This is a genomic window from Paenibacillus sp. sgz302191, from assembly GCF_057749925.1.
The window spans coordinates 142520-157538 of sequence record NZ_JBYLHY010000009.1; the positions used below are offsets into that span (position 1 = coordinate 142520).

Sequence of the window (15019 nt, forward strand, 5' to 3'; positions counted from 1 at the left end):
AGAATCTGAGGGGAGCCCGTCCTCATGCAAATTAGATGCAGGACCGGCTCCCCTTCTTTAAGATACAGGGGTGAACTCGATGACCAAGATTTTCAAACGCACGTATTCATACGCTTTTCTGATCCCGGCGGCGGTTGTTTACCTGGTGATCTTCCTGCTGCCGACCGTCATGTCCTTTTTCTTCAGCTTGACCAGGTGGAATTTGGCGGATTGGGAATTTATCGGTTTGGACAATTTCAAAATGTTTTTCCAGGAAGCATCGCTCGTTATCGGCTTCAAAAATACATTCATTTACGCGGTCGTCACTTGCGTCCTGAAAGTGGTTTTGGGACTTTTGCTGGGCGTATTTCTAACTTCAAAAATAAGAACCAAAGGTTACCTGAGGTCTGTCATATTTTTCCCGACTTTGCTTAGCGCCATTGCGGTCGGCATTACTTTCAGCATGATGATGCATCCTACTCAAGGCTTGATCAATACTTCGCTAGCCGTGCTCGGCATCACCGGGCCGGATTGGTTGGGCGATACCCGCATCGCGCTGTTGTCCGTAGCGCTTGTGGACGTCTGGAAAGGCGTCGGCTTCGCCACCGTCATTTACATTGCCGGAATCATGTCGATTCCTCAAGACTATTATGAAGCGCTGGAAATCGACGGCGGCGGCTCATTCCGCAAGTTTTGGAACATCATCCTTCCGCTCAGCCGTCCGGCGACGAACTCGGTCATCATTTTGGCGTTTATCGGCGGATTGCGCTCTTTTGACCTCGTATGGGCGATGACCAAAGGGGGACCGGGCTTTACGACCGACCTCATCGCTTCGATCATTTACAAGCAGTACCAAGGCGGCTATTACGGTCTGGCGACGGCAGGCAACGTCATTCTGTTTATTTTCGTCACGGCATTGGCTTTCCCGCTGTATACGTACTTGAATAGAAAAGAGGTTGACCTATGAGCAAAGGGATAAGAAGGTTCAGTGTGGAGGCCGTTGCCGTTCTTCTGACGGTTGTCGTTTTCTGGATCCCTTTTTATTTCGTTATCGTCAATGCGATCAAGGATAAGCAGGAATCCTCGCTCTTGAACTTGGCGTGGCCGACGACGATTCATTTTTGGGACAATTTAAAACAAGTGATCGCTGCGCGGGATTATATGCTGATAAGGGCGTTCTACAACAGCACGCTGCTCACGGTCGTATCGATCGTCGTGCTCGTTATCGTCTGCGCCATGGCCGGGTACGTCATGCAGCGCAGGCAGGACAGGGCTACGCCGTGGCTGAACTTTCTCGTCCTGTCGGGACTGATCATTCCGCCCGCCATCGTGCCTACGATCTGGGTGCTGAACGGTCTCGGACTGTTTAAAACGATGCCAGGACTTGTCCTGGTCGAGGTTGCGCTCGGCTTCCCGTTCGGCGTCCTGCTCTACAAAGGCTTTATGTCCGCGATTCCGCGCGAGATCGACGAGGCGGCGGTCGTTGACGGGTGCAGCGGCTTCAAGCTGTTTTACCGGATCATCCTCCCTTTGCTTCAACCTGTTACCGCAACGATTATCGTCACTTCTTCGGTCGGCATCTTCAACGACTTTACGAATCCGCTGTACTTTTTCCCGGGAGCGAAAAACGCTACGGTGCAGCTTACGCTTTACAATTTCCAAAGCCAGTACGTCACGCAGTGGAACTTGCTGTTTATGAATATTTTGCTCATTACTTTGCCGCCGCTGATTTTGTTCATCTTTTTCAACAAAAAGATTGTGGCCGGCATGACCGCAGGCGCAGTCAAAGGTTAATTAATAGCGCTAATATTTATGCTGTTAATCATAAGGCCAAAGAAGAGGAGAGATTTTATGGGGAAATTGACAGTTGAAGCACTAAAATGCGAATACCGCACGAATCCGCTTGGCATTGGAGTCGCGAGCCCGCGGTTTAGCTGGCAGCTTCAATCGGACCGCCGCAGCACGATGCAGCGCGGATATCGGATTGTCGTAGCCGGCATGGACGGCGATTTTGGCGCGCCGCTGTGGGATTCGGGCTTCGTCGAATCGGAGCAGTCGATCCAAATTCCGTACGCGGGACCCGGGCTGAAATCGCGCATGCGCTACTCGTATCGGGTAAAAGTATGGGACCGCTTCGACCGCGAATCCGAATGGAGTGAAACCGCCTGGTGGGAAATGGGGCTTCTCGATCAAAGCGAATGGCATGCGCAATGGATTACGCCGCATGCGGATGAGATCGATCCTGACGCCGAGCCGGCTTTTCTTCTCCGCAGACGGTTCGAGGCGAAAGAAGGGCTTGTGTCCGCCCGCATTTATGCGACAGCGGCAGGGGTTTACGAACTGTATATGAATGGCCGGCGCGTGTCCGAGGAAGTGCTTGCTCCGGGCTGGACCAGCTACCACAACCGGCTGCAGGTTCAGTCGTACGACGTGACGGAGCTGCTGCTTGAGGGCGGCAACGGAATCGGCATCATGCTTGGGGACGGCTGGTACAAGAGCGGGATGGGCTTTGAAAATAAAAACTACAAGTACGGCGACCGCCGGGCGGCGCTGCTGCAGCTTCATCTTCAATACAAGGACGGAACGGAAACGGTCATTGCCACGGATTCGTCATGGAAGGCTTCTACAGGCGCGATTTTGTATTCGACGATCTACCACGGAGAAACCTACGATGCGCGATTGGAGCAAGAAGGCTGGAGCGGCGCGGAGCTGAGCGAAGGGCAGTGGAAGTCCGTGCAGATTTGCGAAGGTTTGCCGCTAAGCGTCCTGGTCGCTCAAGAGAACGATCCGACGCGGGTAACCGAAATCTTGCGCCCCGTTTCTTACTTTGTAACGCCTGCCGGCGATCATGTGCTGGATATGGGGCAAAATATGGTGGGCCGGGTTCGGTTTACAGTGAACGCTCCGGCCGGAACCCGCATTCAGCTGCGGCATGCGGAAGTGCTGGACAAAGACGGCAACATCTATTTCGGCAACCTTCGTCCCGCGAAGCAGACCGTTGAGTATGTCGCAAAAGGCAGCGGCGAGGAAAGCTATGCTCCTTATTTCACGTTCATGGGCTTCCGTTACGTGAAAGTGGAGGGCTTCCCGGGCCAGGAGAACGGACTGCCGCTGGATGCTTTTACGGGCGAAGTGATTCATACGGACATGGAGCCGACCGGCGAGTTCGAATGCTCCGACGAGCGGGTGAACCGGCTGCAAAGCAACATCAAGTGGGGGCAGAGAGGCAACTTCCTGGATGTGCCGACCGATTGCCCGCAGCGCGACGAGCGGCTGGGCTGGACCGGGGACGCACAGGTATTTATCAGCACGGCGCTGTTTAACTTCCAGGGCGGGCCGTTTTTTACCAAATGGCTGCACGATCTGAAGGCGGAGCAGCTGCCGAACGGCGGAGTTCCTTTCGTCATTCCGGACGTGGCGGGCGGCGCGAATTCGGCTGCATGGGGCGACGCCGCGGTCATTTGCCCGTGGACCGTTTACCAATACTACGGGGATACGCGTCTGTTAGCCGAGCAGTACGAAAGCATGAAAGCCTGGGTCGAGTACATTCGTGCTCAAGGCGAAAACGAATATTTATGGAACACGGGGTTCCATTTCGGCGATTGGCTCGGTCTTGACGCCAAGGAGAACAGTTACATCGGAGCGACTCCGACGGCTTTGATCGCGACCGCTTACTACGCGTATTCGACGCGTCTCCTCCGCGATGCCGCACTCGCTCTCGGCAAAGAGGACGATGCCCGGCTGTACGGCGAGCTTTACGGGAAGGTCGTGCAAGCGTTCCGGGAAGAGTTCGTCACGAAAACCGGCAGGGTCGCCGCTCCTACGCAAACGGCTCATGTGCTTGCGCTTGTTTTTGATTTGGTCGACGATAGCGTTCGAGCGAGAGTCGCGCATGATTTGAACGAGCTGCTCGTGGACAACGAGTACCACTTAACGACAGGTTTCGTAGGGACGCCATACCTGTGCTTCGCGCTTTCGAATAACGGCTACCACCGTACGGCCGTGAAGCTGCTGCTGCAGGAAAGCTATCCGGGCTGGCTGTACTCCGTCTCCAAAGGCGCGACGACGATCTGGGAGCATTGGGACAGCATCAAGCCGGACGGTTCGTTCTGGAGCGATGACATGAACTCTTTCAACCATTATTCCTACGGCGCCATCGGCGACTGGATGTACCGCAAAGTAGCCGGCTTGGACATGGATGCCGCGGTGCCGGCGTTCAAACGGATGCATATCGAGCCTTTGTTCGGCCTGAACAAGCTCGCTTACGCTTCAGCCGCCCATCGATCGATGTACGGCCGGGTTGAATCCGGGTGGCGGGTCGACGGCGACCGGATTGAAGTGAACGTGCGGATTCCGGCGAACACGACCGCTGAGGTTGTGCTTAGGGGCGCGACGATCGGCGGCCTGAAAGAAAGCGGTGTGGAACTGGGCTCGGCCGAAGGCATCCAACTGATCGGTGAGAGCGAGCAGGGAGTGCGGCTGATGATCGGTTCGGGAGCGTACTCCTTCACCTACACGAATGCGAATTTGTTCCGCGTCATCTACACGGTGAACACGAGAATCGACGACGTGCTGAGCGATCCGGCGGCGACCGAAGTGCTGAAAAAGCACTTGCCGGATCTTTTCGGTGGCGGCGCCTTCCATATCGTGAAAAAGTCCACTTTCAAGCAGTTGGCGGAGCTGCCGTTCGTGAGCCTGCCGGGCGAAAAGCTGTCCGCGCTGCTCGAAGAGCTCTCCAGCTTGTAAGAACTGCCCCGCAGGTGCTGATGCCGCTTGCAGGCACCAAAGCCGCCCTGCAAGCGCTGATGCCACCCCGCAAGCACCAAAACCCACTCCACAAACGCTGATGCCGCTTGTGGGGTGGGTTTGGCTTTCTTCAGGGGGGAGCGGGTGCGTCGTCGTTCCGTTCCTGCGAGATGCCGTGCTGGAACACTGCTTGCTAAGGCATCGTCGGCATCGCGCGCTGAAAGCCTGCAAAAGTGCATCTTTTTGCAGCCAACTGTGCTAGTTTCGAAGAATTCCTGCAAATCTGCAGGTTTTTACGCCCGAACTCAAGCACAGGCCCATCATTTCGGAAAATTCCTGCACAATTGCAGGCTTTTCCTCGAAACGAGCCGGTTTCCTCGAAAAAGCCTGTATTTTTGCAGTTTTTCTGGCCCTGAAGCTGTTGATCAAACCGAATCAGCCGATTACGGGTGGGCGAAATCATCCCTCGACTGACAAAACTAGCCACTTGTTACCGGACAATACGCTCATCTTATCTCCAGCCGCTGAAAAGTTGTACCCAAAAACCTGCCTATCAGCACTCCCCAGCCTTCCCGCACCCTCCGACATCCCTCACACCCCCCTTGGTGCTGTAACGATGGGTTGTGACCGCCATGCATCGTGTACAAGCGAGAGGAGAGAGTGCCTCGGGTCGTTGAAGTGGGCTTTGGATCGATGTTGTAACGATGTGGCTGACCGACCGCCGTCATGCAGCAGCACCACCGCGCGCAAGGAGCTGAGCGTAGTGCGACCATGCATCGTGCACAGCTGGAGGAGAGAGTGCCTCGGGTCGTTGAAGGAGGCTTGGATCGATGTTGTAACGATGTGGCCGACCGACCGCCGTTATGCAGCAGCACCACCGCGCGCTGGGAGCTGAGCGCAGTGCGACCATGCATCGTACAGCGCTCCCGGCCAAGCTGCTACAACACGAAAAAGACGCCCCCCATCCACTGGTACAGCGGGTGCCGGAGGCGTCTTTTCTAGCATTACTTCGCAGCGGCTGGTTCGGCCACTGCTTTGTATTTGGAGGAAACGTAAGTCACGGCCTGCGGCTCGGTAATTACGGTTAAGTTCATCGAATCCGGCTGCGGGTCCTGCAGCGTATACGTGATGACGGCTTGGCCGTCCTGCTCGAACCGGATGCCGGTAATTGTTATCCCATAGCCCGTGCTGGGCTTGGAACCGCGGGACAGCGTCACTTTGTTGATGTCGTCGTTGATTTTTTCGACAGCCACCGAAACGTTCTCGGCCTGTGCCGGTTTTTGCGTGTGGGCGGCTGCGACCTTAGCCGCGTTGTAAACCCAAGTCGCCGCTTCCCCGCGGGTAAGCTCGCCTTTCGGATTCAGCTTGCCGTCCTTGTCGAGCGAAGTGATTTTATACAAAAGCATGCGCTGCAGCGCGCCTTGATACTCAGTCGTAATTTGATCGGCATCCTTGATCTCGACATACATTTTCACCAGCGGGAACTTCCCGTCTTTCTCCAGGGCGTGAACCAGCAAGTTCCCGAACTGTTCCCGTGTAATGATGGCGTTCGGATTCACATCCTTGGGAATCTCCAGGCCGTTGTAATGAGCGATGATGAACGCGTCCGCATACCAGGCATTGTTTGGAATGTTGGTGTAAGTATCCGATGCCTCCGGCTTTTTGACAAATTTGATCGTGTCTAAGTTTAAATTCAAGCCTTTTACGATCATTTGCACGCTTTGTGCATAGCTGATCTTGCCTTTGGGCATGAAGTGCTCGCTATCGATTCCGCTGACGACGCCGCGGCTTTGCAGCGCCGATACAGCTTCCGCTTGTCCGCTTTCGACATCCGAAAAAGCGAATGCCGTACTAAATGTCAGACTGCCGACCATTAAAGACGTTAAGGTTAATGCGATTAATTTTTTCAATGTTATTTCGCTCCTTATTATTCATGATTTATGTTGTTGTCCTCTAGAGTTAACCTTAAAACGGAAATGGCGTGGAAAAAGTTGCAGGGCTTTCGGAAAATTCGTCAATTTTCCGGATGCGCCGTTTTATCGATGGGTTGGGAAAATAAAAACAAAAGCCATAAGACAGCTAGTATTAGTTGTCTTATGGCTTTCTATGTATGGGCGCGGGCGCCGGGTAGCGGACGACAGGCCATTTTTCTTTGCGCAGAGCGTTCATCAACGCCGGTTCCGCATCCAGATTATTTTGCACGAGCTCGTAAGGGGTCAGGGCCATCCATTGGTTGAGCGATATGTCGGCGAAGCGGTTGCTTTTGAACATTTCCAGAAACCACAGGTTTTGGTTCCCGGTGTTTTGGATGTAATGTCCGAAAGCGAAGGGTACGTACCCTACGTCCCCCGCCCGGTAGTTGAACGTGCGGGCTGTGCCTTCAGCCGCAAAAACAGTCATGCGCCCCGTGCCCGAAAGGTAATACTGCCATTCGTCGTTGTTAGGGTGCCAGTGCATTTCGCGCATTCCGCCGGGCTTGATTTCCACCAAAGCGGCGGCTATCGCGGTCGCAATAGGAAAGTTGGTGGAGTCGGCGATGCGCACCGTTCCCCCTGGCGTTACCAGCGGCTTTTGCGCGAGCAGCCGGTATGTGAAACTTTTGGGCACCGTACCGTACGGGTCGGCAACTTGCCGACTTTCGAGAGAACCGGGCACCCGGGCTTGAAAAATATATTTCTGTCCGTTCGGAACATGGGCAAAGACGCTCTCGGGTACGCCGAAATTCGCCGACAGCACATCTTTCGGCGTATGAGCGAACCAGTCGGAGATCGAGAAAGTGTCGATATCGGAGAAATTGCCGTCATCGAAGACGAGCAGAAACTCGCAGCCTTCCGCCAGCCCTTGAATCGAGTGCGGGATGCCGGGAGGAAAATACCACAGATCGCCCACGCCGACATCGGCGATAAAGTTCCGCCCATCCTGATCGACCGCAGTGATGCGCGCCCTCCCCAGCGTCACAATGGCCCATTCGGCCTGCTTGTGCCAGTGCAGCTCCCTGACGCCGCCCGGCGTCAGCCGCATGTTCACCCCGGCCAGCGTGGTAGCGATGGGGAGTTCCCTTGCGGTCACTTCCCGCGACCACCCGCCGTAATTCAGCTGCATATGAGTATCGGAAAAAGAAAACTTCATGTTGGGAATCGTTCCGGCATCCGTCGCCGGCGGGACCAGCATGTCGGGGTTTTCCAAATCCCGCATAACGTCCCGTGGGCCGAAATCCGTCGCCCCGGCGCCATCGCTTCTGATGGGCTGCGGGATATTGACATACGCCGGCCGCCCCGATAAAGGCCTGCCACCCATTCAAACGTCCTCCTTTCGCCGGACCGCCGTTTCTGTTTAGCATGCGGTCGGCTGTCATTTTACAAATTTATGATGCGTTTTTCGTACATATGCCAGCCGTCAAACGCCTTGCTTGTGCTCCAAACCAAACGCGCATTCGCCCGCTTTCATAAGCTAGGGTATGCGTGTATAATGGGCAGAAGAAAAATGAGTATACTTAGCCAAAGGATTTGAATGATGGATACGAATGTAACGGTTATCGGCACTATTCTTATGGATTGCAAAGGATTTTCATCAGACGCTTACCGGCACAACGGGCGGAATCTGGGGGCTGTTCGTTTCGTACACGGCGGGGTCGGAAGAAATGTAGCGGAAAATCTGGCCCGGCTCGGCGTCCGGGTATCGATGATGTCTACCGTGAATGCCGACGGCAACGGCAGGGCCGTGGTGGAGCATCTGCGGGATTGCGGAGTTCGGACGGAGTACATTAAGCCCATTCCGGAGAAAGGGATGGGTTTTTGGCTTGCGATTTTGGACGAAAACGGCAACTTGGTCGGTTCTATTTCGGACATGCCGGAGCTTGGGGCGTTAGAGCGGATGGTAGAAGAGAAGGGCGAGCAAATTTTGTCCGAGTCAAGCCATGTGGTGCTTGTCCTTGATTTGAACGAGCAGTTGACCAAACGAATTCTCCGTCAGGCGCAAAAGCTGAACAAAAACGTTTACGGGCTGCCCAGCAACTTTAGCGTGATCGCTTCTCATCCCGAGGTGTTGGAAGGGTTGGAGTGCTTCATCTGCAATGAGTTCGAAGCGGCGCGGTTGTTCGGCAGCCCGTCTCTGGCCGAATTGAGCAGGGAGGCCCAGACGCAAATGCTGCGGCAATTCATGACGTCCCGTTCCATCAAGCAGATGGTCGTAACTCTTGGAGCAAGCGGGGCAATCTATCACGATGCCCGAACCGGCGAATCCGGGTTCCAGCCTGTCCAGCCGGTCAAACTGGTCGATACGAGCGGCGCCGGAGACGCCTTTTTCTCGGGGACGGTTATGGCCCTGGCAAACGGTAAAGACCTCGGAACCGCGGTCGCGGCAGGCACCCGGATTGCAGGCTGGACGATAGAATCGTCGGAGAGCTGCTGCCGCTCACTGAGCGCGCAAGCGGAACAGGATGCTTTTATCCGCACGATGTTGGGAAATGCCGGGAACGACGCGGAGTAAGAGGGAAGTTTGTGAATAGCGCGCAAAGCCTTTAATCGCCCATATTTTTCGGCAGGTCTGCGTTCCTTTTGAAGCCCTGGTTTGCTATACGGACAACACGAAACTTATCGACGATGATTGCTGCCTTAAGCAATACAGCCCGCACAGCTTCTTTATAAGTAAGCCATAGTTACGAAAAGCCGATGATCAGGTAATATGTGAGGTTTCTCTCCAGTTCCTAGGATAAACCTCAATTACCTCTTTTGGCGTGCCCTTTTTCAATCTAAACGAGTGTTTAATCGAAATACTTATTGCAAACGGAACGATGTTCCATATATAATTGGAACGTGGTTCCGTTTGTGTTTGTCTTTAGCACAACAAGGCGGGTTGGCCATAAATCGATGAAAAAAGGAGTTTACTATGAAAGATCATTCCATGAGCAACACAACCACGCCGGCTATAGATAAGGCCCTCAGCACGCCCGCTCCCGTCCTCTCGGTCAGTCCGGTAGTGCTGCCAGCTCCCGGCCGAGCCGTGGACCTGGAGGTACGGGTCTCCGCGCCTATGACCGGGAGCGACCTGCCGGTCATCCTCCTCTCGCACGGTCAGGGCTACTCGAACAACCTCTCCTCACTGAACGGATACGCCCCCCTCGCCAACTTCTGGGCGGCGCACGGCTTCGTCGTGATCCAGCCCACCCATCTGAGCTCGAGGACGCTGAGCCTGGATACCGGCGACCCTGAGGCGCCTCTGTACTGGCGATCGCGGGCCGAGGACATGAAGCGCATCCTCGACCAGTTCGACGTGATCGAGGCCGCTGTCCCGCAGCTCCTCGGGCGCCTGGACCGAAGCAAGGTCGCCGTAGCCGGGCACTCGATGGGTGGGCACACCGCGAGCCTGCTGCTGGGCGCCCGGCTCACCGATCCGCACGACGGAACGGAAGTGAACCTGGTCGAGCCCCGGATCAAGGCGGGTGTACTGCTTGCCGCGCCCGGCAGAGGCGGCGATGCCCTCAGCGAGTTCGCAGCCGAGAAGTATCCTTTCTTCTTGACCACGGACTTCTCCGAGATGACGACGCCTGCGCTCGTGGTCGCCGGCGATAAAGACACGTCTACTCACCTGACGGTTCGGGGTCCGGCTTGGCACACCGATCCGTACTTCCTCTCCCCAGGCCCCAAGTCCCTGCTCACCCTGTTTGACGCAGAGCACGGGCTCGGCGGGGTCTCTGGATATGACGTCGCCGAGACCACGGACGAGAACCCCGAGCGAGTCGCTGTGGTCCAGCGGCTCACGTGGGCTTACCTTCGCAACGCGCTCGACCTCGACGATTCCAGTTGGCCGGCAGCTCGCGCGGCTCTGGAAGAGAGCGCCAGCCCGCTGGGGCGCATCGAGTCCAAGTAAGGGCCTGATGGGCACTTCGTTTCGAATAAATCCGAACGCATGTCGAACGGGTAGCTTCGTTAAGAAACAAACGATAGAGGCTTCCATTAGCTAAGAGAAAAGGGGAGCCATTTGCATGGCTTCCCCTATCGACTGTACATACCTTATTATGGCGGTAAGAACCTGAACCGTTCCTACTGCCAATTTGTTACTATGTAAAATCTGCACAATAATTGGAAGGAGCTCTCGATCTGTTGGCACGGTACGCGAGAGTTCCTTTTACTTATTGCATGGTCAAATTGCATTGGAGGTTCATCGGACAGACTTCTAGGAGGGCGTGTTTGCTGACGGGATCGCGCGGTAGCGCAACCCATCTACGAGCAGAGCAACCATTTGCCGCGCATGCACGGGATCGCCGTTGTGTACCACCGTACAAAGGCTCGCGACCGCCCGCAGCAAATCGTCTGGCTCAACGTCGGCACGCACCTTACCGGCAGCGGTCGCCGTTTCAAGCAAGGTTCTCAGCGCGGGATTTAGTCGCTTTTCGAAGTAGGAGGGCAAGGTCTCGTATGCCGGGTTGCCTGAATGCAGAGCCGCCGCGAGTCCGCGTTTAGCCGCTATGAAGTCCACGTATCGCTGCATCCATCGCGCCAGTGCCTCACCGGGTTCATGCTTGGCGGCCAAATCCTCCGCGGCATCTGCGCAAGCATCGACCTCGTGACGGAAGACGGCCTCGATAAGGTCCGAGCGCTGTGGAAAATGGCGGTAAACAGTGCCGACGCCGACGCCGGCCTTCTCCGCAATCTCCCGCACTGGAGCGTCCACTCCCGAGGTCGCGAACACCGTCATCGCGGACTGGAGCAAAGCATTGATGTTGCGCTGTGCGTCGGCGCGCACGCGTCGATCCGTGTGGTCGCGAGGTTCCAAGCCATCACTGGGGTTATCCGTTTTGTTATTCATCAAGTAGTCCCCCCATAAATTTAATCCTCAATTTACATTTACGAATTCATCCATTACCGCATATGTGAATAATTATACTATTACCACCAACATGGCTCAACCGTATATTCCGATTTTAAACCTTTGTGAAAGTGGATTGGTTTCAACCATTTTTTTCCTAGGGGCCATTTTTCATAAAAAAACCGGCGGCGCCGGTTTTTTTTGTTTTTACGAGAGATGCAGATGTAAAATAATAACACACATTAAATGGGTGATAAAATATTATTTAGTATGCAATAAATATTTTAATGTTGCGATTTATGTCGCGAAAAATATAATGATTATATGAGATGGCGCAGGTTGATCTCAAATATGATGTCGGATTTTTATTTGTGGGAGGTTTAACAATGTCGGTAGAAACAAAGGGAAGTCAAAGCGTCATTCTGCGTTTGGAAATTGAACGGGCCGTCTCCTTTTTTGAAGTTGTGTCTATGATGAATGAATGGGGCGCAGAGATTATTGCTGTGGATATGATCAGAACGCTGCAGGATTCCACTGTGCGAGATATAACGATCAATATTTCGGACGACTCCCGCCAAAACCAACTTGTACAAGCTCTCGAGGCGCATCCGGGTATCGAGGTGCTGCATGTTTCCGATCAGACCTTTTTGCTTCATCTAGGAGGCAAGATTGAAACTAAACTTAAAGTTCCGGTAAAAAACCGTGACGATTTGTCCCGGGTATACACGCCGGGCGTCGCCAAAGTCAGCATGGCGATCCACCACGATCCGTCGAAGGCGTACTCGCTGACGATTAAGCGCAACACGGTTGCGGTCATTTCCGACGGCACCGCCGTTCTCGGATTAGGCGATATCGGTCCGCTCGGCGCACTGCCGGTGATGGAAGGTAAGGCGATGCTGTTCAAGGAAATGGCCGATTTGGACTCTTTTCCGATATGTCTGGACACGAAAGATACCGAAGAAATCATTCAAATAATAAAAGCGATTGCCCCGGTTTTTGGCGGCATTAATTTGGAGGATATTTCCTCGCCGCGCTGTTTTGAAATCGAAGAAAGACTGAAGAAGGAACTGGATATTCCCGTATTCCACGATGATCAGCACGGCACGGCTGTCGTTTTGCTGGCGGGTTTGATCAACGCATTGAAAATCGTAGGAAAAAGCATGGAAGAGATCAAGGTCGTCTTCACCGGCGTCGGCGCCGCAGGGGTGGCCTGCACGAAAATTTTGCAGCGCGCCGGGGTGAAGCATATCATTGGCGTAGAACGGACAGGCATACTGAACCGCAATCATACGTACACCAACCCTGTACATGAATGGTACGCGGCGAATACGAACGAGGAATTGGCGGAAGGGACGCTCGCCGACGCCATTCAAGGAGCCGACGTGTTCATCGGATTGTCCGGCCCCGGTGTTCTGAAAGTCGAAGACGTTAAAAAGATGGCCAAGGATCCGATCGTATTCGCCATGGCGAATCCTACCCCCGAGATCAGCCCGGAAGAAGCGGCGCCTTATGTGCGCGTGATGGCGACCGGACGGTCGGATTATCCGAACCAGATCAATAATGTGCTCTGCTTCCCCGGCATTTTCCGCGGTGCCCTGGATTGCCGGGCGACGACAATCAACGAAGAAATGAAAATCGCCGCTGCGCAGGCGATCGCTTCCATAATTGGAGAGCATGAATTGAACGAGCAGTATATCATTCCGAGCGTGTTCAACCACAAGGTCGTCGAATCTGTCCGCCAGAAAGTCATACAAGCAGCCATCGAAACAGGCGTAGCTCGAAGAAATCCCAATACGTAGTACCGTGCAACGGCCCCGACAGGAACCGGCGGCAAAAGAAGCTAAAGCTATCCCTTATTTATAAGGGCGGCTTTAGCTTTTGTCATTTACTTTTCGATTAAGGATAATTTATAGGTAATAACTATTAAATAAATTGCTTTAATATATTTCACTTATATCATCGCAAGAGCAATAATAAAGTTATCCTGATGTATGAAGTGAAAAATTTATAATTGGAGGGAATACAATGGTTATCTCAACAAGTGGAAGCGAAACTTATATTACTGAGATTTTTAACGGTACTTCTAAAATTTATTCAGATGTTACCGAAGAGAAAGGGGGGAGTGGAAAATATTTTAGACCACATGATCTGATAGAATCCGGCTTTGCTTCGTGTTTAAATATTACTGCGAGAATGATATTGGACTCAATGAATGTATCTTACGACGGAGTTACTGTTAAAGTTGAAATGGATAGAAGCAACGAAGCAAAGACTATATTTAAGTACCACATTGACATTTCAGGATCAATCGATAAAGAAACCAAGGAAGTAGTATTAAGAAAGGTAATGAACTGTCCAGTCAAAAAAACATTATCTAAACAGCTAGAGTTTATTGATGAAAGCAGTATTATTTGAACAAAGGAGCTAGTGGTTGCTTATTCTGTGGTTGAGGTATTAACAAATATTGCGCGGGGGCGGTATACTTTCTAATGAAAGTTACTGCGTGGAAGGAGCTGGACGCTAATGTTTCGAAATTCGCCCTACATATTACTCATTCTGGCAACTTGCATTTGGGGCGGCAATTTTGTCGCCGGCAAGGCGCTGGTTACGCAAATGCCCCCGCTGACGCTTGCGGCTTTGCGGTGGAGCATTGCCTTCGTTTGCCTGCTTCCGTTGTTCGGCAAGGAAGCGTGGCGATTGAGAGCCGACTTTCTTCGCCATTGGAAAATGATCGTGTTCCTCTCCGTGACAGGGGTAGCGGGCTTTAATACGCTGACGTATGTGGCTGTACAGTACACCGGTTCGATCAATGCTTCTTTGATGAACTCGGCAACTCCCATTATGGTTGTCATTCTGTCGCGTCTGATGTTCAAGGAGAAGATCGCCTGGTCCGCCATCCCCGGGATCGTCGTTTCCATGGCGGGGGTGTTCTGGATTATCGGCCGGGGCAGCCTGGCCGCGCTCATCGGCCTGTCTTTCAATAAAGGCGATTTGTGGATGATGCTGGCTATTTTGTGCTGGGCGCTCTACTCGGTCGGCATGAAAAGAGCGGCTGGTTTATTTCCGGCTAGCCCGTTTTTGCTTGTTCAAGTGGCGGTCGCCTTGCTGCTGCTCCTTCCGCTTTCTGCGGTTGAGCTGGCGGCTGCCGCTTCGCCGATTGTTTGGACGCCGTCGCTGCTTATCGGTCTGCTCTATATCGGCTTGTTCGCCTCGGTTATCGCCTTCTCGTCCTGGAATCGGGCGATTGAGCTGGCGGGGCCTCAGCGCTGCGCGGGCTTTCTCAATCTGATTCCCTTGTTCAGCGCCTTGTTCGCGACGGGATTCACCGGGGAATCGCTCCATTTGTATCATCTGCTAGGCGCTGCGCTGATCGTTGCAGGGGTGTACGCGACCAATTGCGCGATGAAAAGGAAGGGTGGCGGGCGTCCGGCGCGGCAGTCCTGATCGGGCGCGGTTGACCGCCGCCATGCGACATCGAACGGCCTGC

The 15019-nt window shown here is 53.8% G+C and carries 11 protein-coding genes; 8 read left to right on the forward strand and 3 right to left on the reverse strand.

From position 1 onward, the window contains the following. The first annotated feature begins 79 nt into the window (after positions 1 to 79). From AC3G2T_RS15380 to AC3G2T_RS15390, 3 genes are read left to right on the forward strand one after another with little or no spacing between them, the layout of a single operon-like run. Positions 80 to 946 carry a carbohydrate ABC transporter permease gene (locus tag AC3G2T_RS15380; RefSeq protein ID WP_488436043.1) on the forward strand — a complete coding sequence of 289 codons (867 nt, stop codon included), beginning with the start codon at positions 80 to 82 and terminating at the stop codon, positions 944 to 946. Then, complete coding sequence (locus AC3G2T_RS15385; RefSeq protein WP_474684124.1) at positions 943 to 1773, forward strand: carbohydrate ABC transporter permease; 831 nt, start codon at positions 943 to 945, stop codon at positions 1771 to 1773. Before AC3G2T_RS15380 ends, AC3G2T_RS15385 begins: the two co-directional genes overlap by 4 nt. Positions 1774 to 1830: 57 nt before the next feature. After that, on the forward strand, positions 1831 to 4725 hold the full coding sequence (locus AC3G2T_RS15390) for a family 78 glycoside hydrolase catalytic domain (RefSeq protein ID WP_488436044.1): 2895 nt from the start codon (positions 1831 to 1833) through the stop codon (positions 4723 to 4725). A gap of 1004 nt (positions 4726 to 5729) precedes the next feature. Here the strand turns inward: AC3G2T_RS15390 and AC3G2T_RS15395 are convergent. Together AC3G2T_RS15395 and AC3G2T_RS15400 are read right to left on the reverse strand one after the other, a co-directional pair. Beyond that, positions 5730 to 6635, reverse strand: coding sequence for an S-layer homology domain-containing protein (locus tag AC3G2T_RS15395; RefSeq protein WP_488436045.1), 906 nt, complete (start codon positions 6633 to 6635; stop codon positions 5730 to 5732). 184 nt (positions 6636 to 6819) lie between these two features. Further along, positions 6820 to 8022 carry an oxalate decarboxylase family bicupin gene (locus AC3G2T_RS15400; protein WP_488436046.1) on the reverse strand — a complete coding sequence of 401 codons (1203 nt, stop codon included), beginning with the start codon at positions 8020 to 8022 and terminating at the stop codon, positions 6820 to 6822. Between the two features lie 213 nt (positions 8023 to 8235). On the opposite strand from AC3G2T_RS15400, the gene AC3G2T_RS15405 reads away from it, so the two are divergent. Next, positions 8236 to 9213: a carbohydrate kinase family protein gene (locus tag AC3G2T_RS15405; RefSeq protein ID WP_488436047.1), complete on the forward strand. Its 978-nt coding sequence runs from the start codon at positions 8236 to 8238 to the stop codon at positions 9211 to 9213. A 399-nt stretch (positions 9214 to 9612) separates the two neighbouring features. Continuing rightward, positions 9613 to 10593 (forward strand): alpha/beta hydrolase family protein, encoded by a 981-nt coding sequence (locus tag AC3G2T_RS15410; RefSeq protein ID WP_474684129.1) that lies wholly within the window; start codon positions 9613 to 9615, stop codon positions 10591 to 10593. 306 nt (positions 10594 to 10899) lie between these two features. On the opposite strand, the gene AC3G2T_RS15415 is transcribed toward AC3G2T_RS15410, so the two are convergent. After that, positions 10900 to 11532, reverse strand: a complete 633-nt coding sequence (locus AC3G2T_RS15415; RefSeq protein WP_474684130.1) for a TetR/AcrR family transcriptional regulator — start codon at positions 11530 to 11532, stop codon at positions 10900 to 10902. Between the two features lie 386 nt (positions 11533 to 11918). On the opposite strand from AC3G2T_RS15415, the gene AC3G2T_RS15420 reads away from it, so the two are divergent. The 3 genes from AC3G2T_RS15420 (at position 11919) to AC3G2T_RS15430 (ending at position 14976) form a co-directional block, all read left to right on the forward strand. Beyond that, positions 11919 to 13331: an NAD-dependent malic enzyme gene (locus tag AC3G2T_RS15420; RefSeq protein ID WP_474684131.1), complete on the forward strand. Its 1413-nt coding sequence runs from the start codon at positions 11919 to 11921 to the stop codon at positions 13329 to 13331. Positions 13332 to 13557: 226 nt separating this feature from the next. After that, on the forward strand, positions 13558 to 13947 hold the full coding sequence (locus tag AC3G2T_RS15425; RefSeq protein WP_488436048.1) for an OsmC family protein: 390 nt from the start codon (positions 13558 to 13560) through the stop codon (positions 13945 to 13947). Between the two features lie 108 nt (positions 13948 to 14055). Continuing rightward, positions 14056 to 14976 (forward strand): DMT family transporter, encoded by a 921-nt coding sequence (locus AC3G2T_RS15430; protein WP_488436049.1) that lies wholly within the window; start codon positions 14056 to 14058, stop codon positions 14974 to 14976. The last annotated feature ends 43 nt before the right edge of the window (positions 14977 to 15019 follow it).

What these genes read in the sequence shown, in the direction of transcription:
- AC3G2T_RS15380 (WP_488436043.1), top strand. Translation starts at nt 80, where the DNA reads ATGACCAAGATTTTCAAACGCACGTATTCATACGCTTTTCTGATCCCG.
- AC3G2T_RS15385 (WP_474684124.1), top strand. Translation starts at nt 943, where the DNA reads ATGAGCAAAGGGATAAGAAGGTTCAGTGTGGAGGCCGTTGCCGTTCTT.
- AC3G2T_RS15390 (WP_488436044.1), top strand. Translation starts at nt 1,831, where the DNA reads ATGGGGAAATTGACAGTTGAAGCACTAAAATGCGAATACCGCACGAAT.
- AC3G2T_RS15400 (WP_488436046.1), bottom strand. Translation starts at nt 8,022, where the DNA reads ATGGGTGGCAGGCCTTTATCGGGGCGGCCGGCGTATGTCAATATCCCG.
- AC3G2T_RS15405 (WP_488436047.1), top strand. Translation starts at nt 8,236, where the DNA reads ATGATGGATACGAATGTAACGGTTATCGGCACTATTCTTATGGATTGC.
- AC3G2T_RS15410 (WP_474684129.1), top strand. Translation starts at nt 9,613, where the DNA reads ATGAAAGATCATTCCATGAGCAACACAACCACGCCGGCTATAGATAAG.
- AC3G2T_RS15415 (WP_474684130.1), bottom strand. Translation starts at nt 11,532, where the DNA reads ATGAATAACAAAACGGATAACCCCAGTGATGGCTTGGAACCTCGCGAC.
- AC3G2T_RS15420 (WP_474684131.1), top strand. Translation starts at nt 11,919, where the DNA reads ATGTCGGTAGAAACAAAGGGAAGTCAAAGCGTCATTCTGCGTTTGGAA.
- AC3G2T_RS15425 (WP_488436048.1), top strand. Translation starts at nt 13,558, where the DNA reads ATGGTTATCTCAACAAGTGGAAGCGAAACTTATATTACTGAGATTTTT.
- AC3G2T_RS15430 (WP_488436049.1), top strand. Translation starts at nt 14,056, where the DNA reads ATGTTTCGAAATTCGCCCTACATATTACTCATTCTGGCAACTTGCATT.